The organism is Pseudomonas sp. R1-43-08, assembly GCF_003852255.1.
GTDB lineage: Bacteria > Pseudomonadota > Gammaproteobacteria > Pseudomonadales > Pseudomonadaceae > Aquipseudomonas.
The window spans coordinates 4,171,802-4,194,392 of sequence record NZ_CP027734.1 but is presented as its reverse complement, the minus strand read 5'-3'; the positions used below and the strand labels follow the sequence as shown (position 1 = coordinate 4,194,392).

The 22,591-nt window shown below is 61.5% G+C and carries 23 protein-coding genes; 21 read left to right on the top strand and 2 right to left on the bottom strand.

Translation table 11 applies throughout. The features are described from left to right. Positions 1-29: 29 nt before the first annotated feature. Positions 30-3,203, bottom strand: a complete 3,174-nt coding sequence (rne, locus tag C4J87_RS19170; protein ID WP_218566963.1) for a ribonuclease E — start codon at positions 3,201-3,203, stop codon at positions 30-32. Positions 3,204-3,961: 758 nt separating this feature from the next. On the opposite strand from rne, the gene rluC reads away from it, so the two are divergent. The 3 genes from rluC to C4J87_RS19155 are packed head-to-tail and all read left to right on the top strand — an operon-like array spanning position 3,962 to position 6,575. Beyond that, positions 3,962-4,921, top strand: a complete 960-nt coding sequence (gene rluC, locus C4J87_RS19165; RefSeq protein ID WP_032886795.1) for a 23S rRNA pseudouridine(955/2504/2580) synthase RluC — start codon at positions 3,962-3,964, stop codon at positions 4,919-4,921. Then, positions 4,908-5,570, top strand: a complete 663-nt coding sequence (locus C4J87_RS19160) for an HAD-IA family hydrolase (RefSeq protein ID WP_124368031.1) — start codon at positions 4,908-4,910, stop codon at positions 5,568-5,570. The genes rluC and C4J87_RS19160 overlap by 14 nt, the downstream gene beginning before the upstream one ends. Before the next feature lie 21 nt (positions 5,571-5,591). Beyond that, positions 5,592-6,575, top strand: a complete 984-nt coding sequence (locus C4J87_RS19155) for a S49 family peptidase (RefSeq protein ID WP_124368030.1) — start codon at positions 5,592-5,594, stop codon at positions 6,573-6,575. A gap of 133 nt (positions 6,576-6,708) precedes the next feature. On the opposite strand, the gene C4J87_RS19150 is transcribed toward C4J87_RS19155, so the two are convergent. Next, positions 6,709-7,287: a nucleoside triphosphate pyrophosphatase gene (locus C4J87_RS19150; protein ID WP_124368029.1), complete on the bottom strand. Its 579-nt coding sequence runs from the start codon at positions 7,285-7,287 to the stop codon at positions 6,709-6,711. Between the two features lie 105 nt (positions 7,288-7,392). Here C4J87_RS19150 and C4J87_RS19145 point away from each other — a divergent pair, with 105 nt between their 5' ends. The 18 genes from C4J87_RS19145 (at position 7,393) to C4J87_RS19060 (ending at position 22,584) form a co-directional block, all read left to right on the top strand. Then, positions 7,393-7,923 (top strand): YceD family protein, encoded by a 531-nt coding sequence (locus C4J87_RS19145; RefSeq protein WP_124364014.1) that lies wholly within the window; start codon positions 7,393-7,395, stop codon positions 7,921-7,923. A 13-nt stretch (positions 7,924-7,936) separates the two neighbouring features. Further along, a complete protein-coding gene (gene rpmF / locus C4J87_RS19140; protein ID WP_008152339.1) occupies positions 7,937-8,119 on the top strand; it encodes a 50S ribosomal protein L32 in 183 nt (60 codons plus the stop codon). Positions 8,120-8,123: 4 nt separating this feature from the next. After that, entirely contained in the window at positions 8,124-9,134 is a 1,011-nt protein-coding gene (plsX, locus tag C4J87_RS19135; protein ID WP_124368028.1) for a phosphate acyltransferase PlsX, read from the top strand. Between the two features lie 126 nt (positions 9,135-9,260). Beyond that, complete coding sequence (gene fabD / locus C4J87_RS19130) at positions 9,261-10,205, top strand: ACP S-malonyltransferase (RefSeq protein ID WP_124368027.1); 945 nt, start codon at positions 9,261-9,263, stop codon at positions 10,203-10,205. A 29-nt stretch (positions 10,206-10,234) separates the two neighbouring features. Then, on the top strand, positions 10,235-10,978 hold the full coding sequence (gene fabG / locus C4J87_RS19125; RefSeq protein WP_124368026.1) for a 3-oxoacyl-ACP reductase FabG: 744 nt from the start codon (positions 10,235-10,237) through the stop codon (positions 10,976-10,978). Positions 10,979-11,169: 191 nt separating this feature from the next. Then, positions 11,170-11,406, top strand: a complete 237-nt coding sequence (gene acpP, locus C4J87_RS19120; RefSeq protein ID WP_010566559.1) for an acyl carrier protein — start codon at positions 11,170-11,172, stop codon at positions 11,404-11,406. A gap of 128 nt (positions 11,407-11,534) precedes the next feature. Further along, positions 11,535-12,779 carry a beta-ketoacyl-ACP synthase II gene (gene fabF / locus C4J87_RS19115; protein WP_124364010.1) on the top strand — a complete coding sequence of 415 codons (1,245 nt, stop codon included), beginning with the start codon at positions 11,535-11,537 and terminating at the stop codon, positions 12,777-12,779. After that, positions 12,779-13,594 carry an aminodeoxychorismate lyase gene (gene pabC / locus C4J87_RS19110; RefSeq protein ID WP_124368025.1) on the top strand — a complete coding sequence of 272 codons (816 nt, stop codon included), beginning with the start codon at positions 12,779-12,781 and terminating at the stop codon, positions 13,592-13,594. Before fabF ends, pabC begins: the two co-directional genes overlap by 1 nt. Further along, the gene (mltG, locus tag C4J87_RS19105) at positions 13,595-14,716 is read left to right on the top strand and encodes an endolytic transglycosylase MltG (RefSeq protein WP_124368024.1); all 1,122 of its coding nucleotides are present in this window, start codon (positions 13,595-13,597) and stop codon (positions 14,714-14,716) included. A gap of 19 nt (positions 14,717-14,735) precedes the next feature. Continuing rightward, on the top strand, positions 14,736-15,368 hold the full coding sequence (gene tmk, locus C4J87_RS19100) for a dTMP kinase (protein WP_124368023.1): 633 nt from the start codon (positions 14,736-14,738) through the stop codon (positions 15,366-15,368). Then, positions 15,361-16,350: a DNA polymerase III subunit delta' gene (locus C4J87_RS19095; protein WP_124368022.1), complete on the top strand. Its 990-nt coding sequence runs from the start codon at positions 15,361-15,363 to the stop codon at positions 16,348-16,350. Before tmk ends, C4J87_RS19095 begins: the two co-directional genes overlap by 8 nt. A gap of 63 nt (positions 16,351-16,413) precedes the next feature. After that, positions 16,414-17,199 (top strand): TatD family hydrolase, encoded by a 786-nt coding sequence (locus C4J87_RS19090; RefSeq protein ID WP_124364005.1) that lies wholly within the window; start codon positions 16,414-16,416, stop codon positions 17,197-17,199. Positions 17,200-17,644: 445 nt separating this feature from the next. Next, positions 17,645-18,310 carry a TetR/AcrR family transcriptional regulator gene (locus C4J87_RS19085; protein ID WP_124368021.1) on the top strand — a complete coding sequence of 222 codons (666 nt, stop codon included), beginning with the start codon at positions 17,645-17,647 and terminating at the stop codon, positions 18,308-18,310. Positions 18,311-18,449: 139 nt separating this feature from the next. Then, entirely contained in the window at positions 18,450-19,418 is a 969-nt protein-coding gene (locus C4J87_RS19080) for a GTP 3',8-cyclase MoaA (protein ID WP_124368020.1), read from the top strand. A 201-nt stretch (positions 19,419-19,619) separates the two neighbouring features. After that, positions 19,620-20,225, top strand: a complete 606-nt coding sequence (locus tag C4J87_RS19075) for a DUF4823 domain-containing protein (RefSeq protein WP_124368019.1) — start codon at positions 19,620-19,622, stop codon at positions 20,223-20,225. Positions 20,226-20,241: 16 nt separating this feature from the next. Continuing rightward, on the top strand, positions 20,242-20,802 hold the full coding sequence (locus C4J87_RS19070) for a DUF1285 domain-containing protein (protein ID WP_124364001.1): 561 nt from the start codon (positions 20,242-20,244) through the stop codon (positions 20,800-20,802). Between the two features lie 70 nt (positions 20,803-20,872). After that, a complete protein-coding gene (locus C4J87_RS19065; protein ID WP_124368018.1) occupies positions 20,873-21,586 on the top strand; it encodes a GntR family transcriptional regulator in 714 nt (237 codons plus the stop codon). Next, complete coding sequence (locus C4J87_RS19060) at positions 21,583-22,584, top strand: ADP-ribosylglycohydrolase family protein (RefSeq protein WP_124368017.1); 1,002 nt, start codon at positions 21,583-21,585, stop codon at positions 22,582-22,584. Before C4J87_RS19065 ends, C4J87_RS19060 begins: the two co-directional genes overlap by 4 nt. Positions 22,585-22,591: the final 7 nt, after the last annotated feature.

The following is a 22,591-nucleotide window of genomic DNA, read 5'->3' as shown; positions in this document are numbered from 1 at the left end:
CAGGCGGGGCTTTTTAATAGCCGATGGAATCAGACGAGGGGTTTAGGCTCGTGCTCTTCTTCCTGGGCCTTTTGCTCTAACGCTGCAGCAGCAGCGGCAGCCTCGGCTTCCTTGCGGCGGCGACGCACTTCACGTGGGTCGTTCGGTGCACGGCCGTTTTCAGTCAGGGCGCTTGCCGGTGCAGCTTCAACCACCGGAGCGGCGACTTCGGCTACCACCGGGGCTTCCACGACTGGCGCAGGCTCTACGACCGCCGTTGGCTCGATCACAGGGGACGGCTCAACCACTGGGGCAGGCTCGGCAACCACGACTTCGGCAACCGGAGTTGGCGCTTCCTCTACCACCGGCGCAGGCGCAGGCGCTTCAACCGGAGCGGCAGGTTCGGCGGTCCATTGGAAGGCGGTCTGTTCTTCGCGAACTTCACGCACCACTGGAGCAGCTTCTTCAGCAACCGGTGCTTGCTCGGGCGCTTGAACCACTGGCTCAGGCTCGACGACCGAGGCGACTTCAACGGCAACCACTTCGGTCACGGGTTGAGCGTCGCGAACCGGTGCTACTTCCACTTCCGGAACCACTGGGGTTTCGATTGGGGTAGTGGCTTCCACCACCGGTGCTTCAACCACTGGAGTCTCGGCAACGGGCGCTTCTACCGTAGCGGTCTCTTCGAAAGCAGCATTATCTTCGACAGCGGCGGTAGCGCGTTCAGCCTGCTCATGAGCCTGGGCTTCAGCCGGTGCGCTGATGACCGAGCTGGCCACAGCGGCAGTCACGGCCAGGCCGGCAGCCAGTTCGTCACCGGTCGGTTCGTGGTTGCCAGCTTCTGCGTGCTCGCCGGCTTCTTCCGAGCCTTCGATCACGTTGCCGTTGGCATCACGCTGACGCTCACGACGGTTGCTGCGACGACGCTGACCACGGGAGCGGCGGCGTGGACGATCGCCTTCGGCGTTGTCCTGGCCATCTTCCTGCAGTTGCTCTTCGCCGGTCAGCACTTCTTCTTCGCTGGCGGCAGCGGCTTGTTCGGCGCGCGGTTGACGCTCTTCACGCGGAGCACGTGGTTGGCGTTCCTCACGTGGCGCGCGTTCTTCACGCGGCTGACGAGCCGGGCGTTCTTCGGTGGTTGCGGCTGCGGCTGCGGCAACGGCAGGTGCCGCGTCCAGAGGCTCGCGCAGTTCGCGCACACGTTCTTCACGCTCGCCGCGCGGCTTGCGGTCTTCACGTGGGGCACGTGGAGTGCGCGGTGCACGCTCCTCGCGAGGTGCGCGTTCTTCACGGGCTACGGTCGGGGTTTCTTCACGGGCTTCGCGAGGTGCACGCTCTTCACGGGGCGCGCGTTCTTCACGCGGAGCACGTTCTTCGCGCGGCTTGCGCTCTTCGTCGCGGCGACCGTTGCGGTTACGGCTCTGCTGACGACCGTTGCGACGCTCTTCGTTGCGCGCAGGGCGTTCGGCGGCGGTTTTTTCAACCACAACCGGCGCGGCGGGCTCTTCCTTGGTGGCGAACAGGCTGACCAGGGATTTCACCAGGCCTTTGAACAGGCTTGGCTCAGGCAGGGCGGCCGGTGCGGCAACCGGAGCGGCGGCTTCAACCGGAACCGGTGCGTTGGCACGGGCCGGTGCGGTCTTCACCGCGGCTTCCTGGCGAACCAGGGTGCGGGTCGCGGCGGCTGGCTGGACTTCTTCCACTTCGGCAGCGGCAGCGGCGATTTCGTAGCTGGACTGGCCGCTGTGGGCTTCCGGGCTGTCATCGCGCAGGCGCTGCACTTCGAAGTGCGGCGTCTCGAGGTGATCGTTCGGCAGGATGACGATACGGGCACGGGTGCGCAGTTCGATCTTGGTGATCGAGTTGCGTTTTTCGTTGAGCAGGAAGGCGGCAACCGGAATCGGCACTTGTGCGCGAACTTCGGCGGTGCGGTCTTTCAGGGCTTCTTCTTCGATCAGGCGCAGGATCGCGAGCGACAGCGATTCAACGTCACGGATGATGCCGGTGCCATTGCAACGCGGGCAAACGATGCCGCTGCTTTCACCCAGGGATGGGCGCAGGCGCTGACGGGACATTTCCAGCAGGCCGAAGCGCGAGATGCGGCCGACCTGCACGCGGGCACGGTCAGCTTCCAGGCATTCGCGGACTTTCTCTTCCACGGCGCGCTGGTTCTTGGCCGGGGTCATGTCGATGAAGTCGATCACGATCAGGCCGCCGATATCACGCAGGCGCAGCTGGCGGGCGATTTCTTCAGCCGCTTCCAGGTTGGTCTGCAGGGCGGTTTCTTCGATGTCGCTACCCTTCGTGGCGCGTGCCGAGTTGATGTCGATGGACACCAGGGCTTCGGTCGGGTCGATCACGATGGAGCCGCCGGAAGGCAGTTCGACTACGCGCTGGAAAGCGGTCTCGATCTGGCTTTCGATCTGGAAACGGTTGAACAGCGGAACGCTGTCTTCGTACAGCTTGATCTTGCTGGCGTACTGCGGCATCACCTGGCGGATGAAGGTCAGGGCTTCGTCCTGGGCTTCAACGCTGTCGATCAGCACTTCGCCGATGTCCTGGCGCAGGTAATCGCGGATGGCGCGGATGATCACGTTGCTTTCCTGGTAGATCAGGAAGGGCGCGGAGCGATCCAGGGACGCTTCTTTGATGGCGGTCCAGAGTTGCAGCAGGTAGTCGAGGTCCCACTGCATTTCTTCGCTGCTGCGGCCCAAGCCTGCAGTGCGCACGATCAGGCCCATGTCGGCCGGAGCGATCAGGCCGTTGAGCGCTTCACGCAGTTCGTTGCGCTCTTCGCCTTCGATGCGACGGGAAATACCGCCGGCACGCGGGTTGTTCGGCATCAGCACCAGGTAACGGCCAGCCAGGCTGATGAAGGTGGTCAGGGCAGCGCCCTTGTTGCCACGTTCTTCTTTCTCGACCTGAACGATGACTTCCTGGCCTTCGCTCAGGACGTCCTTGATGTTCACCCGGCCTTCGGGGGCCTTCTTGAAGTATTCGCGGGAGATTTCTTTGAGGGGCAGGAAGCCGTGGCGCTCGGAGCCGAAATCGACAAAGGCAGCCTCAAGGCTAGGTTCGATGCGAGTAATACGGCCTTTATAGATGTTGGCCTTCTTTTGCTCGCGGGCACCGGATTCGATATCCAGGTCGTAGAGGCGTTGGCCATCTACCAGTGCAACACGCAACTCTTCGGGTTGGGTTGCGTTAATCAGCATTCTTTTCATGTTGTACCGTCGGTTTCCGGGCTGCCGGAAACGGCGTTCGGCACACACGACTTCTCACGGTCGGTGTCAGGTGCGTCAAGAGTGGTTGGCCACTCCAGTGTCCAGCAAAACCTGCCAATTGGGCGGGTATCGCGACGGACGCGTCCTGCTTGTTAGCGGTGGTGACAAAGGCACCACTTCAACAAAAGCTAAGGTCAGGAGGAGGAATCAACCGGCGACTGTGGACGAGATGAAGCGTCTAAATATAAGCCTAGTGCTACACGGTCCGACGGTTGTGCATCTCCACCCTACACGTATCCCTGATAATTCGGGTGCTGCCGCGCGCAGAATCCGCAGCGGGTTGGCATTTACCGTGTTCTCCAATGGGGAGTCCACGCTCATGGCTAAACAAGACTAGGTGTGGGCGACTGCGCTCGCACTCAGCTCTTAACAGGCGTTGTTTCCGAAGCATTCGCCATGGTCTGGCCCGAGACTGACTGCACTTTGTGAACTGGCCGTAAATATCGGCGCGCAAGGCGAGTATTCACTCTGCTTTGCGCACTCGCTTCAGGCCTCATGTCACCTGCGCTTGTTACAATCTCAAGCCTTCCAAGGTGGCGAACGCCCCGTAGGACGGCCTCGCGTCCTGATGAATTGCGATGGTCAGGGCCGGCAGTTTGCCGCAAGTCCTCTGTCCAGGCCGCTTTTGGCGGCGTTCGCGACTATAGCAGCAATGATTAAGTGCTTCAATTCCATAAAAAATTGTTATCATCGCCGCCATGACGACTACCGCCCCCCAGACCCCCAGCGTCCAGCTGCTCGAGGTCTCGCCGGAATATGCCGGCCAACGCATCGATAATTTTCTCCTGGCCAGGCTCAAGGGCGTGCCCAAGACCTTGATTTACCGCATCTTGCGCAAAGGCGAGGTGCGCGTGAACAAAGGTCGGATCAAGCCCGAATACAAGTTGCAGGCGGGCGATATCGTCCGCGTGCCGCCAGTGCGTGTGCCCGAGCGCGACGAGCCGGTGCCGCTGGCCCAGGGCCTGCTGCAGCGCCTGGAAGCCTCGATCGTGTTCGAAGATAACAAACTCATCGTGATCAACAAGCCCTGCGGCATTGCCGTTCACGGCGGCAGCGGTCTGACGTTCGGCGTGATCGAAGCCTTTCGTCAGTTGCGCCCGGATGCCAAGGAGCTGGAATTGGTCCACCGACTGGACCGCGACACCTCCGGCCTGTTGATGATCGCCAAGAAGCGCAGCATGTTGCGTCACCTGCACACCGCCCTGCGTGGCGATGGCGTGGACAAGCGCTACATGGCGCTGGTGCGAGGTAACTGGGCCAGCTCGATCAAGAGCGTGCGAGCGCCGTTGCAGAAAAGCAACCTGCGCTCCGGTGAACGTATGGTGGAAGTGGACGAGGAGGGCAAAGAGGCCCTGACCCTGTTCAAGGTGCTGCGCCGCTTCGGCGACTTCGCCACCCTGGTCGAGGCCAAGCCGGTCACCGGGCGTACCCACCAGATTCGCGTGCACACCCTGCACGCTGGCCATTGCATTGCCGGTGATACCAAATACGGTGACGAGGATTTCTCCAAAGAAATTCGCGACCTCGGCGGCAAGCGTCTGTTCCTGCACGCCTATATGCTGACCGTGCCGCTGCCCGATGGCGGTGAGTTGAAGTTGCAGGCGCCAGTCGATGAGATGTGGGCCAAGACCGTGGAGCGTTTGAGTGTCGCGCCTTGATTACAAGCTGCTGATCTTCGACTGGGATGGAACGCTGGCCAACTCCATAGGGCGGATTGTCGAGTCGATGCACATGGCCTCGACCCGTTCCGGCTTCGAGCCGTGCAGCGACCTGGCGGTCAAGGGCATCATCGGCCTGGGCTTGCCCGAGGCCATCCGCACCCTGTACCCACTGATCGACGACTCGCAGCTGATCGCGTTTCGACAGCACTACGCGGATCACTACATCGCCCTGGAAGCCGAGCCTTCCCCGCTGTTCGACGGTGTGAGGCAGTTCCTGGAGGCGTTCCGTGCCCAGGGCTATTACCTCGCCGTGGCCACCGGCAAGGCCCGGCGCGGGCTTGACCGCGTGCTCAAGGCACATGGCTGGGACGATTATTTCGACATCACCCGTGCCGCGGATGAAACCGCCAGCAAACCCCACCCTCTGATGCTGGAGCAGATCCTGGCTCACTGCGGTGTAGCGCCGCGCCAGGCACTGATGGTGGGGGACGCGTCCTTCGACCTGATAATGGCGCGCAATGCCGGCATGGACAGCGTGGCGGTCAGCTACGGCGCCCAGGCGGCCGAAGCCTTGCAGCAATATGAGCCCAGGCTGACGATCGATCATTTTTCTGAACTGCAGGCCTGGCTCGGTCGGGCTCAATAAGTCTTTGCTGGGGTTAATGGCATGAGTGACGAGTGGAAAGCGCCTGAAAAGGCCGTTGGCAGCGACGACAAAAGCTGGAAGTTGCTGGAAAAGACCTTGTTGGCCAGCGTGCAGGAGCAGCGTCGTTCACGGCGTTGGGGGATTTTCTTCAAGCTGCTGACCTTCGTGTATCTGCTGGGCATGCTGGCGTTGTTCAGCCCGCTGATGGACATGGAAAAAAGCGCCACCCGTAGCAGCCACTACACCGCCTTGATCGAAGTGCGCGGGGTGATCGCCGACAAGGAGCCCGCCAGCGCCGACAATATCGTCAGCAGCCTGCGCGCCGCGTTCGAAGACCCCAAGGTCAAAGGCGTGGTCCTGCGCATCAATAGCCCCGGTGGCAGCCCGGTGCAGTCGGGTTATGTGTATGACGAGATCCGCCGTCTGCGCGCCCTGCATCCAGATACCAGGCTTTATGCGGTGATCTCGGACCTGGGGGCTTCGGGTGCCTATTACATCGCCAGCGCTGCCGACCAGATCTATGCGGACAAGGCCAGCCTGGTCGGCTCCATTGGCGTGACGGCGGCCGGCTACGGTTTTGTCGGTACCATGGAGAAGCTGGGCGTGGAGCGTCGCACCTACACGTCGGGGGAGCACAAGGCGTTCCTCGACCCGTTCCAGCCGCAAAAGGCCGATGAAACCCAGTTCTGGCAGGGCGTGCTCGATACCACCCATCGTCAGTTCATTGCCAGCGTCAAGCAAGGGCGTGGCGATCGGCTGAAGGACAAGGACCATCCAGAGCTGTTCTCCGGCCTCGTGTGGTCGGGTGAGCAAGCGCTGCCGCTAGGCTTGATCGACGGTCTGGGCAGTGCCAGTTCGGTAGCACGGGATGTGATTGGCGAGAAGGAACTGGTGGATTTTACGGTTGAGGAATCGCCGTTTGACCGCTTCTCCAAAAAGCTCGGCGCCAGTGTGGCTGAGAAGCTGGCCCTGTACATGGGCTTCCAGGGCCCGACCCTGCGCTGATAGCTCAAAGTAGACGCAGGACAAAATGTGGGAGGGGGCTTGCCCCCGATAGCGGTGGATCAGCCAGCTTATCTGTGGCTGACACACTGCCATCGGGAGCAAGCCCCCTCCCACATTTGGATTTGTGGTGTATCTAGGGGATTTGCACACCTTCCGCCAGCAGCATATCTACCAGGCGAATCAGCGGCAGGCCCACAAGGCTGGTCGCATCCGGCCCTTCGGTGCTCTGGAACAGGCTCACGCCCAGGCCTTCGGCCTTGAAGCTGCCCGCGCAGTCATACGGCTGCTCGACCCGCAGGTAGCGTTCGATGCGTTCAACGCTCAGTTCGCGCATGTGCACCGTAAAAGGGATGCAGTCGACCTGGCAGTGCCCGGTATCGCTATTGAGCAGCGCCAGTCCGGTGAGGAAGCTCACACGCTTGCCGCTGGCTGCCAGCAATTGCTCGCGGGCGTTTTCGAAGGTGTGCGGCTTGCCGATAATCCGTCCTTCAAGCGCAGCCACTTGATCCGAGCCGATGATCAGGTGTCCTAGATGACTGGCGGCGAGGGCGCGCGCTTTCTCTTCGGCCAGGCGCTTGACCAGCGCAATGGCGGATTCATCCGGGCGATGGCTTTCATCGATATCCGGTGCGCCGCAGGTGAACGGCAAGTGCAGGCGGCTCAGTAATTCCCGGCGATAAACCGAGCTGGACGCAAGTAATAAAGGCAGCATGGACGTCTCCTCAAGGCAGCCGCAGATTCTAGCGGCGTGACCGGCTGACGCACAGGGCTGAATTTCCTTTGACATGGCTGGGGGCATCCCTATAATGCTGCGCCTATGTTGAATGACCCGATTCCACCTCACGTTGACCCGCGCAAATTGGCTGATCGTGGCACTTCCCTTCAAGGTGAATTGCCGCTGGCCGATTTGGAGAGACTCTGCGACTCGCTTTCCGACACTGTCGGTGCGGTCCAGGCCAAATTCGTTTTTGAACGAGATGAACGTAAGTCTGTGGTAATCCACAGTTTTATCGACACCGAAGTCAAGATGGTTTGCCAGCGTTGTCTTGAGCTGGTCACCCTGCCGATCCACAGCGAATGCAGTTATGCCGTGGTGAAGGAGGGTGCGAATACCCAGTCGTTGCCGAAAGGTTATGACGTGCTGGAACTGGGCGAAGATCCTTTGGATCTGCATGCACTGATCGAGGAGGAGCTTTTGCTCGCCTTGCCCATTGTGCCTGCTCATCATCCGGAAGAATGCCAGCAGCCGGCGGGTCTCGATGACGAGCCCGAACCGAGCGAGGACGAGGTAACGCGGTCCAACCCGTTCAGTGTATTGGCGCAGTTAAAGCGTGACCCAAACGTTTAGGAGTTAATCAATTATGGCTGTTCAGCAGAACAAAAAATCCCGCTCTGCCCGTGACATGCGTCGTTCGCACGATGCCCTGACGGCAAGCACTCTGTCTGTAGAAAAAACCACCGGTGAAATTCACCTGCGTCACCACGTTTCGCCAGAAGGCGTTTACCGTGGCCGTAAAGTGATCGACAAGGGCGCTGACGAGTAATCACTTGTCTGCTCAAGTCATCGCGATTGACGCAATGGGCGGGGACTTCGGTCCCCGCAGCATTGTTCAGGCCTGCATTGCCAGCCTGTCTGCAACGCCCTCGCTGCACCTGACCCTCGTCGGTCAACCCTCCCTTCTTGAAGAACTGATTGCCAGCCATCCGGCGGTGGATCGTGCGCGCCTGACGGTTACAGCGGCCAGCGAAGCCATCACCATGGACGAAAAACCGGCAGCGGCCCTGCGCGGCAAGCCCGACTCGTCCATGCGTGTGGCGTTGCAATTGCTGCGCGACGGCAAGGTGCAAGCCTGTGTCAGTGCCGGCAATACGGGCGCGCTGATGGCTCTGTCGCGGCATGTGCTCAAGACGCTGCCGGGCATCGACCGGCCGGCGATGGTGGCGGCGATTCCGACGCAGAAAGGTTATTGCCAGTTGCTGGACCTGGGGGCGAACGTCGACTGCAGTGCCGAGCACCTGTTCCAGTTCGCCGTGATGGGCTCGGTGGCGGCCGAAGCGCTGGGCGTGGTACGGCCACGCGTGGCCTTGCTGAACATCGGCACCGAAGACATCAAGGGCAACCAGCAGGTCAAGCTCGCCGCTGCATTGCTGCAGGGCGCGCGAGGCTTGAACTACGTCGGCTTTGTCGAGGGTGACGGTTTGTACCGTGGTGAGGCGGATGTGGTGGTGTGCGACGGGTTCGTCGGCAATATCCTGCTCAAATCCAGCGAGGGCCTGGCGACCATGATCGCCACGCGCATCGAAGCGCTGTTCAAACAGAACCTGGTGTCGCGTGCTGTTGGCGCCCTGGCGCTGCCATTGATGCGCCGTCTGCAGGCCGACCTGGCCCCGGCCAGGCACAACGGCGCGAGTTTTCTGGGTTTGCAGGGCATTGTGGTGAAAAGCCACGGTTCGGCCGGTGTGGAAGGCTTTCAAAGTGCCATTGCGCGGGCCGTGATCGAGATTCAGGAAAACCTGCCGCAACGTTTGCACGGCCGTCTCGAGGATCTGTTGCCTTAGGCGAATTGGCCCGGGAGTGCTTAAATGTGACCGGCCAGTTCAATTGACCATCCAATCTGTCAGTTTCGTGCGCCCCCACCGTAGGGGCGCCTCTTTCCGACGACAAGATCATTAGGGGCTTGTTACATGTCTACATCCCTCGCATTCGTCTTTCCAGGGCAGGGTTCGCAGTCCCTCGGCATGTTGGCCGAGCTGGGCGCGCAATACCCGCTGATCCTGGACACCTTCAAGGAAGCTTCCGACGCACTGGGTTACGACCTGTGGGCGTTGACCCAGCAGGGGCCGGAAGAGCAACTCAATCAAACCGATAAGACCCAGCCGGCCATCCTGACCGCTTCGATCGCCCTGTGGCGCTTGTGGCTGGCCGAAGGCGGCGCGCGCCCGGCATTCGTTGCCGGCCACAGCCTGGGCGAATACAGCGCGCTGGTCGCGGCGGGCAGCCTGACCCTCGCTGAAGCGGTCAAACTGGTCGAGCGTCGTGGTCAATTGATGCAGGAAGCCGTTCCGGCCGGGCAGGGCGGCATGGCCGCTATCCTGGGCCTGGACGACGCCGTGGTGATCGAAGCCTGTGCCGAAGCGGCCCAGGGCGAAGTGGTCAGCGCGGTCAACTTCAACTCCCCTGGTCAAGTGGTCATCGCCGGTGCCAAGGCGGCGGTCGAACGCGCCATCGAAGGCTGCAAGGCCCGTGGCGCCAAGCGTGCGCTGCCGTTGCCGGTCAGCGTGCCGTCGCACTGCGAACTGATGCGCCCGGCCGCCGAGCGTTTTGCCGAGTCTATCGCTGCCATCAACTGGCAGGCGCCGCAGATCCCGCTGGTGCAGAACGTCAGCGCGGCGGTTGCCCCTGACCTGGACACCCTCAAGCGCGACCTGCTGGAGCAGCTCTACAAGCCGGTACGCTGGGTGGAATCGGTGCAGACCCTGGCCGCCAACGGCGCCACCGAGCTGGTCGAGTGCGGTCCGGGCAAAGTCCTGGCCGGCCTGAACAAGCGCTGCGCCGACGGTGTGTCGACTGCCAACCTCAATACCCCTGAAGCCTTCGCTGCCGCTCGCGGCACTGGCCTGAACGCTTAATCCCGATTTTGTACTTAGGAGAAGCCTGCATGAGTCTGCAAGGTAAAGTTGCACTGGTTACCGGCGCAAGCCGTGGCATCGGCCAGGCCATCGCCCTGGAGCTGGGCCGTCAGGGCGCCGTTGTGATCGGCACCGCCACTTCCGCTTCGGGCGCCGAGCGTATCGCCGCGACCCTCAAGGAAAACGGCGTGCAGGGCACCGGCCTTGAGCTGAATGTGACCAGTGATGCGTCCGTGGCGGCAGTGCTGGCTGAGATCACCGCTCAGTTCGGTGCGCCGGCGATTCTGGTGAACAATGCCGGTATCACCCGCGATAACCTGATGATGCGCATGAAAGACGACGAATGGTACGACGTGGTCGATACCAACCTGAACAGTCTGTTCCGCCTGTCCAAGGGCGTTTTGCGCGGCATGACCAAGGCGCGTTGGGGCCGAATTATCAATATTGGCTCCGTAGTGGGTGCCATGGGCAACGCCGGCCAAGTAAACTACGCCTCCGCCAAGGCCGGTCTGGAAGGTTTCAGCCGTGCACTGGCGCGTGAAGTCGGTTCGCGGTCGATTACGGTCAACTCGGTGGCTCCAGGGTTCATCGACACCGATATGACCCGCGAACTGCCGGAAGCACAGCGTGAAGCCTTGCTGACGCAGATTCCGCTGGGCCGTCTGGGCCAGGCTCAAGAGATCGCGAATGTGGTCACTTTCCTGGCATCTGACGGTGCGGCATACGTGACTGGGGCTACAATTCCAGTGAACGGCGGGATGTACATGAGTTAAATTGTGACGGATCGCTTCAAAAATATGTCATACGAGCTGTCTAAAATCCGTTATAAAGCTGCAACTTAATTTATAGGCAGGTGGCAGAGCGGGTACAGGGTGAAGCTTTCAGTTGAAAAGCTGAAATGGCTTTCTATACACTTACCCACTGGCCAGCTGCCTGAATTTGTCCATTAGGAGTTAAACAAGGTATGAGCACCATCGAAGAGCGCGTCAAGAAAATCGTTGCCGAGCAACTGGGCGTCAAAGAAGAAGAAGTGACCAACACTGCTTCCTTCGTAGAAGACCTGGGTGCCGATTCCCTTGACACCGTTGAGCTGGTGATGGCTCTGGAAGAGGAATTCGAGACCGAAATCCCGGACGAAGAAGCTGAAAAAATCACTACTGTTCAAGCTGCTATCGACTACGTTACTGCCCACCAGGCGTAATAGTTTGTAGTCGTCGCTTGCTGTCAGGGAAAAACCGCACTGCTGTAACGGCGTGCGGTTTTTTCTTTAAGCGGTGACGAAAAGTACGCTGCGAAGCAAAGTGTCGTCATTAGAAAAAGGAGAGTGCTGTGTCGCGTAGACGCGTCGTAGTCACCGGTATGGGTATGTTGTCGCCACTGGGCACGGATGTGCCAAGCAGTTGGCAGGGCATTCTGGCTGGCCACAGTGGTATCGGTCTGATCGAACACACGGACCTTTCTGCCTATTCCACCCGTTTTGGCGGCTCGGTAAAGGGTTTCAATGTCGAGGAATACCTCTCGATCAAGGAATCCCGCAAGCTCGACCTGTTCATTCAGTACGGCCTGGCAGCCGGTTTTCAGGCGGTGCGCAATGCCGGCCTGGAGGTCACCGACGCCAACCGTGAGCGCATCGGCGTGGCCATGGGTTCGGGTATTGGTGGCCTGACCAATATCGAAGAAACCAGCCGCACGCTGCACGATTCCGGCCCCCGTCGAATTTCACCGTTCTTCGTGCCGGGCTCGATCATCAATATGATTTCCGGTTTCCTGTCGATCCACCTGGGCGCACAGGGGCCTAACTACGCCATCGCAACGGCGTGCACCACGGGCACTCACTGCATCGGCATGGCGGCGCGCAATATCGCCTACGATGAAGCCGACGTGATGATCGCCGGCGGCGCCGAGATGGCCGCCTGCGGCCTGGGCATGGGCGGCTTCGGCGCGTCCCGTGCGCTGTCGACCCGCAACGACGAACCGACCCGTGCCAGCCGTCCGTGGGACAAAGGCCGCGACGGTTTCGTACTGTCCGACGGTGCCGGCGCCCTGGTGCTGGAAGAGTTGGAGCATGCCAAGGCGCGCGGTGCCACCATCTATGCCGAGCTGATCGGCTTTGGCATGAGCGGCGACGCCTACCACATGACCTCGCCACCGGCCGACGGTGCCGGTGCCGCGCGTTGCATCACCAACGCCTTGCGCGATGCGAAGGTCAACGCCGACCAGGTGCAGTACATCAATGCCCATGGCACTTCGACGCCAACCGGCGATCTGGCGGAAGCCGAGGCCATCAAGTCGGTGTTCGGCGAGCATGCCTATAAGCTGGCCGTCAGCTCCACCAAGTCCATGACCGGCCATCTGCTGGGCGCGGCGGGCGCGGTCGAGGCGATCTTCAGTGTCATGGCCATCAAGGACCAGGTCGCTCCGCCGACCATCAACCTCGATGAGCCGGACGAAGGTTGCGACCTGAACTTCGTGCCTCACGAAGCGCAACCGATGCCGATCGACGTGGTGATCTCCAACTCGTTTGGTTTTGGTGGCACTAACGGCTCGCTGGTGTTCCGCCGGTTCGCCGAGTGATGCACAGCTGGGTCGACGGTCAGCCAGCGGACAGCGTGCCCCTGAAAGATCGCGGCCTGGCGTATGGCGATGGGGTGTTTGAAACCATCGCGGTCAAGGCCGGGCAGCCGGTGCTGCTTGACCGTCATCTGCAGCGCCTCCATGAGGGCTGCAGGCGCCTTGGGTTAGCCGCAGATCACGGGCTGGTCCGTAGCGAGGTGCTGGCCTATGCCACAGCCCTTGGCGATGGCGTGCTCAAGTTGATCCTGACCCGTGGCGACAGCCAGCGCGGTTATGGCATCGACCCCGAGGCCGCTGCGCGCCGTATCCTGCAGGGCAGTCCGCCTGCCGCTTATCCCGAAACCCATGGAACCGACGGCATCCGCCTGTTTGCGTGTGTCACCCGCTTGGCCGAACAACCGCTGCTGGCCGGGCTCAAACACCTCAACCGCCTTGAGCAGGTGATCGCCCGCGCCGAATGGCGGGATGCCGAGCATGCCGAAGGCTTGATGCTGGATACGTCCGGTCGTGTCATTGAAGGCGTGTTCAGCAACCTGTTCCTGGTGCGCAATGGCTTGTTACTAACCGCTGATCTGAAGCGTTGCGGCGTTGCCGGCGTTATGCGCGCCGAGATCCTGGCCCAGGCGCAAGTGCTGGGCGTCCCGGTGGCTGTGGCCGACATCAGCCTCGAACAGTTGCAGCAGGCCGACGAAGTCTTTGTGTGCAACAGCGTTTATGGCATCTGGCCGGTACGCGAGTGCGCTGGGATGAGCTGGTCGGTTGGCCCGCTCACCCGTAAACTGCAAGGCATTGTTCGCGCGCTATTGGATATTTGAGTGATACGAAAACTGGTTGTGCTGCTGCTGATCGGTGTGTGCTCGGCGGCTTTGCTGGCGGGCTTTTGCGCCTGGAAATACAACGCTGCCTTGAAACAGCCGTTGCATTTGACCCAGGAGCAATTGCTCGATGTGCCGGCAGGGGCGACGCCCACTGGCACCTTCAATCGTCTGGAAGCCGATGGCGTGCTCGACGGTGCCTTCTGGCTGCGTCTTTATTGGCGTTTCAACCTCGAGGGCCAGCCGCTGCACAGCGGCGAATACCGGATGACCCCAGGCATGACCGCCGAAGGCCTGATCGGCCTGTGGCAGCGTGGGGAAGTGGTGCAATACAGCCTGACCCTGGTGGAGGGGTGGAACTTTCGCCAGGTACGCTCGGCCCTGGCCAAGCATGACAAGATCGTGCAGAGCCTCTCGGGCCTCAGTGACAGCGAAGTGATGGACAAGCTCGGCCATCCTGGCGTATTCCCTGAAGGCCGCTTCTTCCCCGACACCTACCGTTTCGTGCGCGGCATGACCGATGTCGAATTCCTGAAGAAAGCCTACAACCGCCTCGATGATGTACTGGCCCAGGAGTGGAGCAGGCGCGCCGCGGATGCGCCTTACACAGAACCTTATCAAGCCCTGATCATGGCCTCCCTGGTGGAAAAGGAAACCGGCGTGCCCGAAGAGCGCGGGCAAATTGCCGGTGTGTTCGTGCGTCGCCTGAAGATGGGCATGATGTTGCAGACCGATCCCACGGTGATCTACGGCCTGGGTGAGCGCTACAACGGCAAGTTGACCCGCGCCCATCTCAAGGAAGCCAACCCCTATAACACCTACATGATCGCCGGCCTGCCGCCGACACCCATCGCCATGGTCGGCCGCGAGGCGATTCATGCCGCACTGAACCCGGTGCCGGGCAGCAGCCTGTATTTCGTCGCCCGTGGCGATGGCAGCCATATTTTCTCGGATGACCTGGATGCGCATAATGCCGCCGTGCGTGAATTTCAGCTCAAGCGCCGCACCGATTACCGTTCCAGCCCGGCACCGACGGCCAAGCCGCTGGACGACGCGGTGCCACCGGTTGACGTACCGGCAGAGCCTGCGCCGGACACCAGCGCCCCCCAAAGCCCGCAATGACTCTGACTAAGGACTGCCTGTGACTGGCTTGTTTATAACCCTCGAAGGCCCGGAAGGCGCCGGCAAAAGCACCAACCGCGACTACCTGGCCGAGCGCCTGCGTGCTGCGGGCATCGAAGTGGTGTTGACCCGTGAGCCCGGCGGTACCCCGCTGGCCGAGCGCATCCGTGAAGTATTGCTGGCGCCGGGTGATGAACCGATGAATCCGGACACCGAGCTGCTGCTGGTGTTCGCCGCCCGTGCCCAGCATCTGGCCGAGGTCATCCGACCGGCGCTGGCACGCGGCGCCGTGGTGATCTGCGACCGTTTCACTGACTCCACCTACGCCTACCAGGGCGGTGGTCGTGGGTTGTGCCTGGAGCGTATCGCTACCCTGGAAACCTTCGTGCAGGGCGCTCTGCGTCCAGACCTGACCCTGCTGTTCGACCTGCCGGTGGAAGTGGGGATGGCCCGCGCCAGTGCACGCGGCCGCCTGGATCGTTTCGAGCTGGAAGGCCAGGGGTTTTTCGACGCTGTGCGCGCTGCGTTCCTCGCGCGTGCCAAGGCGGAGCCTGCGCGTTACCACCTGCTCGATGCGGCTCAGCCGCTGGCGCAGGTGCAGCACGCCATCGATGCGCTGTTGCCCACCCTGCTGGAGCGCGCCCGTGGCTGATGCCTATCCGTGGCAGGACGGCCTCTGGCAACAATTGGCCGGCCGTGCCCAGCACGCCCACGCCTATTTGCTGCACGGCCCGACAGGCATCGGCAAGCGCGCCCTTGCCGAACGCTTGATGGCCAGCTTGTTGTGCCAGCGCCCGGTCGGCCTGGAAGCCTGCGGCGCATGCAAATCCTGCCTGCTGCTGAAGGCGGGTAGCCATCCTGACAACTATGTGCTGGAACCTGAGGAAGCGGACAAAGCGATCAAGGTCGACCAGGTCCGTGACCTCGTCAGTTTCGTGGTGCAGACCGCGCAGATGGGCGGGCGCAAGGTGGTGCTGATCGAGCCGGTGGAGGCGATGAACATCAACGCCGCCAACGCCTTGCTCAAAAGCCTTGAAGAACCGTCCGGCGACACCGTGCTATTGCTGGTGAGCCATCAGTCCAGCCGCTTGTTGCCGACTATCCGCAGCCGTTGCGTGCAGCAGGCGTGCCCGTTGCCGAGCGAGGCCATGAGCCTGCAATGGCTGGCGCAGGCGCTGCCGGACTGCTCGGCGCAAGAACGGGTTGAATTGCTGACCCTGGCCGCCGGTTCCCCTTTGGCTGCGGTGAAGCTGCAAGCCCAGGGCGTGCGCGAGCAACGTGCACTGGTCGTGGACGGGGTGAAGAAGCTGATCAAACAGGAACTGTCCGCCACGCAATTGGCCGAAACTGCGTGGAAGGACATTCCCCTGTTGCTGCTGTTCGACTGGTTCTGCGACTGGTCCAGCCTGATCCTGCGCTACCAGCTGACCCAGGACGAAAACGGCCTGGGCCTGCCGGACATGCGCAAGGTGGTGCAATACCTGGCGCAGAAAAGTGCCCAGGACAAGGTGCTGAGCATTCAGGACTGGATCCTCGCCCAGCGCCAGAAGGTGCTCGGCAAGGCCAACCTCAACCGCGTGCTCTTGCTCGAAGCGCTGCTGGTGCAGTGGGTCGGTCTGCTCGGCCGGCGTTAATTTCCGTGGCCAGCGGGTGTATCGTTGGCCAGACACGTTCCGTCACTCAAGTTGTAGAGACCCATGCTCGTAGATTCCCACTGTCACCTTGATCGACTCGACCTCGCTCAGCACGGCGGCTCCCTTGACGCCGCCCTTGAGGCTGCGCGCCAGCGCGGGGTAGGGCACTTCCTGTGCATCGGCGTCAGTGCCGAAAACGCCGCCGACGTCAAAGCCCTCGCCGATCGCTACGCCGACGTGGATTGTTCGGTGGGTATCCACCCGCTGGATCTCAAACCCGGCGAAGCACCGGCCCTGGACTGGCTGTTGGGCGAGCTCAATCACCCGCGCGTCGTCGCCATTGGCGAAACCGGTCTGGATTACCACTACGAACCCGAAGCCGCCGACCTGCAGCAGGCCTCGTTCCGCCTGCACCTGCAGGCCGCGCAACAGACCGGCAAACCGGTGATCGTCCACACCCGTGGGGCTCGCGCCGATACCCTGGCGCTGTTGCGTGAAGCCGCGCTGCCCCAGGCAGGTGTATTGCATTGCTTTACCGAGGATTGGGAGATGGCCAAGGCCGCTCTGGACCTGGGCTTCTACATTTCCCTGTCGGGCATCGTTACCTTTCGCAATGCCGATGCGCTGCGTGATGTCGCCCGCCAGGTGCCTGCCGACCGGCTGCTGGTGGAAACCGACTCGCCGTACCTGGCGCCGATCCCCCATCGCGGCAAGCCGAACCTGCCCGAGTATGTGCGTGACGTGGCGGATTATCTGGCAATGCTGCGCGGTGAGTCCTACGAGCGCTTCGCCGAGCAGACCACTGAGAACTTCAGGCGTTTGTTTCCACTGGCCCATGTGGCCTGCTGATCGCGCTCAAATCCCAGGCAAAAAAAACCCGGGTTCTGGGGGGTGAATCCGGGCTAAGACCATTAGGAGTAAAACAAGGGCACACAGTCCGTCGGTACCCAGGTCGACGCGTCACTTGGGGGAGATGTCGCGCCGACACTTGAAGTATTGATCACTATCCGATTCAGTCCAGTGTCGATTGGTCGTTTTTTAAACAGATTTGGAATACGCGCTCTTCGCTTGAGTTCTCATTGCGCAGGATGCTCGGGTCGAGTGGTGCGTATTGTTTCTGACTGATATCGCCAAAATCGTTGGCGTACTGAAAGTTAAGTGCGTAGCGGGTTCACATAGGCGTTGCCCAACGACCGTTCAGTCGGGATAATCCCTCGCATCGGGTAAATCGTATCGCCACGTATCCATGGCGCGCGAAACCCTCCCTATTCCGACCTTTGCAGACCTCTTCCTCATGCATAAAGAACCCCGTAAGGTCCGTGAGTTTCGCCGCCGTGAGCAGGAAATTCTCGACACCGCACTCAAATTGTTCCTCGAACAAGGCGAAGACAGCGTCACCGTCGAGATGATCGCGGATGCCGTGGGTATCGGCAAAGGCACTATCTACAAGCACTTCAAGTCCAAGGCCGAGATTTACCTGCGCCTGATGCTCGACTACGAGCGCGACTTGAACGAGCTGCTGCATTCGGCCGATGTCGACAAGGACAAAGAAGCCTTGTCCCGAGCCTATTTCGAGTTCCGCATGCGCGACCCGCAGCGCTACCGCCTGTTTGACCGCCTGGAAGAAAAGGTCGTCAAGGGCCATCAAGTGCCGGAAATGGTCGAGGAACTGCACAAGATCCGCGCCTCGAATTTCGAACGCCTGACCTTGCTGATCAAGGGCCGTATCAGTGAAGGCAAGCTCGAAGACGTGCCGCCGTATTTCCACTACTGCGCCGCCTGGGCCCTGGTACATGGCGCCGTCGCGCTGTACCACTCGCCGTTCTGGAGCAATGTGCTGGAAGACCAGGAAGGCTTCTTTCAGTTCCTGATGGACATCGGCGTGCGCATGGGCAACAAGCGCAAGCACAGCGCTGACTTGCCGGGCCCGGAAAAAGCTGGCGAAGCACCCACTGCCTGAGTCATTCATCACGCTGATGGCTCAATGATTTACTGCCAGGCGCAGTACCCTAGGAATATACTCAGGCAAGGATCTTGCTAAAAGCTGATTTATAAGTCAGCTTCTAGCACGCCCGAAATATCCTCTGCCGGAGTGGTTCATGATCGTTGATCGTCAAGGCAGGCGGTTTCGCAATTTGCGGATCAGCCTGACCTCAGCCTGCAATTACGCATGTACCTACTGCGTGCCCAACGGCAAGCGGCTGGTCGCTGCGCAGGACGAACTCTCGGCCCAGGCGATGGCGCGAGGCGTGGCTTATCTGATCGAAGCGGCGGGCATCGACCGCTTGCGCATTACCGGTGGTGAGCCGCTGGTAAGTCCCAAGCTGGAAGCCTTCATGGACGCCGTGGGGCAGATGGGGCTCAGCGATATCAGCCTGACCACCAACGGCCAGTTGCTGGCGCGCAAGCTGCCGCTGCTGGTAGACGCGGGTATCCGGCGCATCAACGTTTCCCTCGACACCCTGGACGCCGACGCTTTCCGCAGTATCGCCCGCGGTGGCGACCTGGCCACTGTGCTCGACGGTATGGACCAGGCCCGCGCGGCCGGGATCAAGATCAAGGTCAATATGGTGCCCCTGCGTGGCCAGAACCTGGACCAGGTGATGCCCTTGCTCGATTACTGCCTGGAGCGGGGCTACGAGCTGCGCTTTATCGAGTTGATGCGCATGGGGCACTTGGCGAAGGACTCCAACGCGTTCCTGCAGCAATTCGTCAGCCTGCAACAATTGCTCAGCCTGATCGGCGAACACCACGAATACCTGCAAGCCAATGCGCCTGTCGACGCCACGGCCGTGCGCTATGAAGTGCCGGGCAAGGGCTTCTTTGGCGTGATCGCCAATGAAAGCGTGCCGTTCTGCCGTACCTGCTCGCGCTTGCGTCTGTCCTCCACGGGCTGGTTGCACGGCTGCCTGTCGTCGAGCAACCGTCACTACGTCGGCGACCTGCTGGACCAGCCGCGCCACCAGGCACTGCCGGCGTTGCAGGGGCTGTTGATGAAGGCCCTGGGCGACAAGCAGGAAGTAGCGTTCTCGGGCGGCGCGACGGTGATGAAGATCATTGGCGGCTGATTTGCTCGAATGCCACTCAGTCAGCGCACATCCCCTGTGGGAGGGGGCTTGCTCCCGATGGCGGTGTGTCAGCTAAAGATAAGCTGGCTGATACACCGCTATCGGGAGCAAGCCCCCTCCCACATTTGATTCAAGCTGGCGCAGATTCTGCATCTCACGCCCATTCGCCGGTTTTCCGTCACCGGCTTCTGGAGGAATAGGATGCGTAGTCTGGTTTTGTTGCTGGCGTCGTTGGCGCTGAGTGGTTGCATGACCGTCAGCGATATGGCCGAAGGCACCCGCTATCAGATGAGCGACGCCGGCTTGCTCGACCACAGCGATACGCGCCGCACCGCCTCGGTCCGTGTGCAGCCGGACTCCTTTATCTTTATCGCCCAGGGCGCTTTCGTCCCGCCCGGTAGCGCGTATCCGCGACCGAACGTGGTAGCCGAAGAAGCCTTCAACGGCTTCGTCGAATATTTCCCCATGGTGCGTCGCGCCCGTCAGCCTGAAGGCCTTGAGCAGGCCATGGCCGAAGCGCGCGCGGCGGGGGCTCACTACTTGCTGTATTGCCGTTTTGCGGCAGCCGACGACCGTATCGGCAACGCCGATGAGTGGACCGACCAGCAAGCGCTGGACCGCCTTGGCCTGGACAGCGGCGTGATCCAAATCATGTTGATCGAGACCAGTACCCAGTATTTGATTGATACTGCACGTATTCGCAGTCGTGGCGGTTTACTGACGTTCCACGACAACTCGCCACAAGATCTGATCGCCCGACCCCTGGCCCAGTACGCCCGGAACTTGCTGGGCATGAGTGATCAGTAAGCCTGAGGAGACCCCCATGACCGATACCGCCAAGGCCAACGACCTGTTGGCGCAACTGCCCAAAGGTAAAGGGCCGGCGCCGGTGCATCTGTGGAACCCGGATTTCTGCGGCCATATCGACATGCGCATCGCCCGTGACGGCACCTGGTTCTATCAGGGCACGCCTATCGGGCGCAAACCCATGGTCAAGTTGTTCTCCAACATCATCCGCCGCGATGGCGATGATTATTTCCTGGTGACGCCCGTGGAGAAGGTCGGCATCCGCGTCGATGACGCGCCCTTTGTCGCCGTCACGCTCGAGGTGCAAGGGCAGGGCGAAAGCCAGGTCCTTACGTTTACCACCAATGTCGACGAACAGATCGACGCCGGCCCTGAACACCCGTTGCGTGTGGTGATCGATCCGCTCACCGAGGAACCGGCGCCTTACCTGCGGGTGCGCAGCAACCTCGAGGCCCTGGTGCACCGCAACGCGTTCTACCAATTGGTCGAGCTGGCCGTGAGCCGTCCAATCAATGGTCAAAACTGGCTTGGCGTATGGAGCAGCGGGGAGTTTTACCCAATTGGCCTGGAGCCCTGAGGCCGGTTTTCTGACTGTCCTGCAATAATTCGCTTGCTGGGAAGGTCGGCTTTCGGGTATCAATTTGTACATGATTAGACATGTTCGATTCGATAAGAAAAAACGCGTCGTTGACGAACTCATCCGCCGTATCGAGGGTGGGGTGATCGCCGACGGTTTCCTGTTGCCCGGAGAGCATCAATTGGCCGAAGAGTTTGCGGTCAGTCGTGGCACGCTGCGCGAAGCGCTGGCTGAGCTCAAACGTCGCAACTACATCGCCACCCAAAGCGGTGTCGGCTCCATCGTCACGTTTGACGGCATGGGGCTCGACCAGCGCCACGGTTGGGCCCAGGCCCTGGCGGACACCGGCGCGCAGGTGAGCACCGAGGTGCTGCGCTTCGAAGCGGTGACGCGCCCTGACTTGGCCAGCCGTTTCGGCAGCGAACACTTCATTGCCCTCGACCGCCTGCGACGCACGGCCGACGGTACGGCGGTGTCCCTGGAACGCTCGCTGATGCCCGCCACCGGCGACCTGGAAAGCCTGCCCCGCATCGGCCTGATCGACAATTCCCTGACCATCACCCTGGCGGCCTATGGCTATGTAGGCGCCGCAGGCGACCAATGGCTTGGCGCCGAGGCCCTGAGCGATGACGACGCGCTGTTGCTCGGGCGTCCGGCCGGCACGGTATTTCTCAAGGCCTCGCGCACAACCTATGACCGTCGTGAGCGTTTCATGGAGCATGTTGAAAGCTTGCTCGACCCGCTGCACTTTCGTTTGCACCTGCAATTCGGGGCTTCCAAATGACTGCTGAAATTCGCGCGCTGGGCGCTTTCTATGGCCTGGCCCTGGGCGATGCGCTGGGCATGCCCACCCAATCCTTGAGCCGTGAGCAAGTCCGGCAGCGTTTCGGTGCGATCACCGCCCTGCACGACGCTGGTCCCGATCAGCCCATCGCGCCGAACATGCCCGCCGGTTCCATCACCGATGACACCGAACAGGCGATCCTGGTCGGTGAGTTGTTAGTGGAAGGCTACGGCATTATCGAACCCAGCGTGCTCGCCCAACGTCTGATCGACTGGGAAGCGGCCATGCGCGCCAAGGGCTCCCAGGATTTGCTCGGGCCGTCCACCAAGCGTGCGATCGACATGATTCTCGCCGGGCACACTCCCGAAGAATCCGGGCGCTACGGCACCACCAATGGCGCGGCCATGCGCATCACGCCGGTCGGCATCGCCGCCGATGTCAGCGACCCGGCGCGGTTTATCCAGGCGGTGATCCAGGCCTGCCAGGTCACCCACAACACCAGCCTGGGCATTGCCAGCGCGGCAGCGGTCGCGGCGGTGGTTTCGGCCGGCATCAACGGCGTCGACCTGGGCGAAGCGCTCAACATCGGCACACAGGTTGCGCAACAGGCCGAACACCACGGCCACTGGATAGCCGGCGGACGCATCGCCACCCGCATCAGTTGGGCCCGCACCCTGAGCGTCGGCAGCGGCGACAACGCGCTGTTCGCCGACTTGCTCTATGAATTAATCGGCACCTCCGTCGCGTCCCAGGAATCGGTGGTGGTGTCGTTCGCCCTCGCGCAGCAAGTCGCGTCGGGTGACATGAACGCCTTCGAGGCGCTGTGCCTGGCCGCGAGCCTGGGGGGCGACACCGACACCATCGCTGCGATCCTCGGCGCCATGCTCGGTGCCTGTCTGGGCATGCAGTGCTGGCCGCACGCGATGGTCGAGCAGGTCAAACGCGTGAATGGCCTGGACCTGCAACCGCTGGTGCAAAGCCTGCTCGCGTTGCGTTGAGTCATTG

What these genes read in the sequence shown, in the direction of transcription:
- rne (WP_218566963.1), bottom strand. Translation starts at nt 3,203, where the DNA reads ATGAAAAGAATGCTGATTAACGCAACCCAACCCGAAGAGTTGCGTGTT.
- rluC (WP_032886795.1), top strand. Translation starts at nt 3,962, where the DNA reads ATGACGACTACCGCCCCCCAGACCCCCAGCGTCCAGCTGCTCGAGGTC.
- C4J87_RS19155 (WP_124368030.1), top strand. Translation starts at nt 5,592, where the DNA reads ATGAGTGACGAGTGGAAAGCGCCTGAAAAGGCCGTTGGCAGCGACGAC.
- C4J87_RS19150 (WP_124368029.1), bottom strand. Translation starts at nt 7,287, where the DNA reads ATGCTGCCTTTATTACTTGCGTCCAGCTCGGTTTATCGCCGGGAATTA.
- C4J87_RS19145 (WP_124364014.1), top strand. Translation starts at nt 7,393, where the DNA reads ATGTTGAATGACCCGATTCCACCTCACGTTGACCCGCGCAAATTGGCT.
- rpmF (WP_008152339.1), top strand. Translation starts at nt 7,937, where the DNA reads ATGGCTGTTCAGCAGAACAAAAAATCCCGCTCTGCCCGTGACATGCGT.
- fabD (WP_124368027.1), top strand. Translation starts at nt 9,261, where the DNA reads ATGTCTACATCCCTCGCATTCGTCTTTCCAGGGCAGGGTTCGCAGTCC.
- fabG (WP_124368026.1), top strand. Translation starts at nt 10,235, where the DNA reads ATGAGTCTGCAAGGTAAAGTTGCACTGGTTACCGGCGCAAGCCGTGGC.
- acpP (WP_010566559.1), top strand. Translation starts at nt 11,170, where the DNA reads ATGAGCACCATCGAAGAGCGCGTCAAGAAAATCGTTGCCGAGCAACTG.
- pabC (WP_124368025.1), top strand. Translation starts at nt 12,779, where the DNA reads ATGCACAGCTGGGTCGACGGTCAGCCAGCGGACAGCGTGCCCCTGAAA.
- C4J87_RS19090 (WP_124364005.1), top strand. Translation starts at nt 16,414, where the DNA reads ATGCTCGTAGATTCCCACTGTCACCTTGATCGACTCGACCTCGCTCAG.
- C4J87_RS19085 (WP_124368021.1), top strand. Translation starts at nt 17,645, where the DNA reads ATGCATAAAGAACCCCGTAAGGTCCGTGAGTTTCGCCGCCGTGAGCAG.
- C4J87_RS19080 (WP_124368020.1), top strand. Translation starts at nt 18,450, where the DNA reads ATGATCGTTGATCGTCAAGGCAGGCGGTTTCGCAATTTGCGGATCAGC.
- C4J87_RS19075 (WP_124368019.1), top strand. Translation starts at nt 19,620, where the DNA reads ATGCGTAGTCTGGTTTTGTTGCTGGCGTCGTTGGCGCTGAGTGGTTGC.
- C4J87_RS19070 (WP_124364001.1), top strand. Translation starts at nt 20,242, where the DNA reads ATGACCGATACCGCCAAGGCCAACGACCTGTTGGCGCAACTGCCCAAA.
- C4J87_RS19065 (WP_124368018.1), top strand. Translation starts at nt 20,873, where the DNA reads ATGATTAGACATGTTCGATTCGATAAGAAAAAACGCGTCGTTGACGAA.
- C4J87_RS19060 (WP_124368017.1), top strand. Translation starts at nt 21,583, where the DNA reads ATGACTGCTGAAATTCGCGCGCTGGGCGCTTTCTATGGCCTGGCCCTG.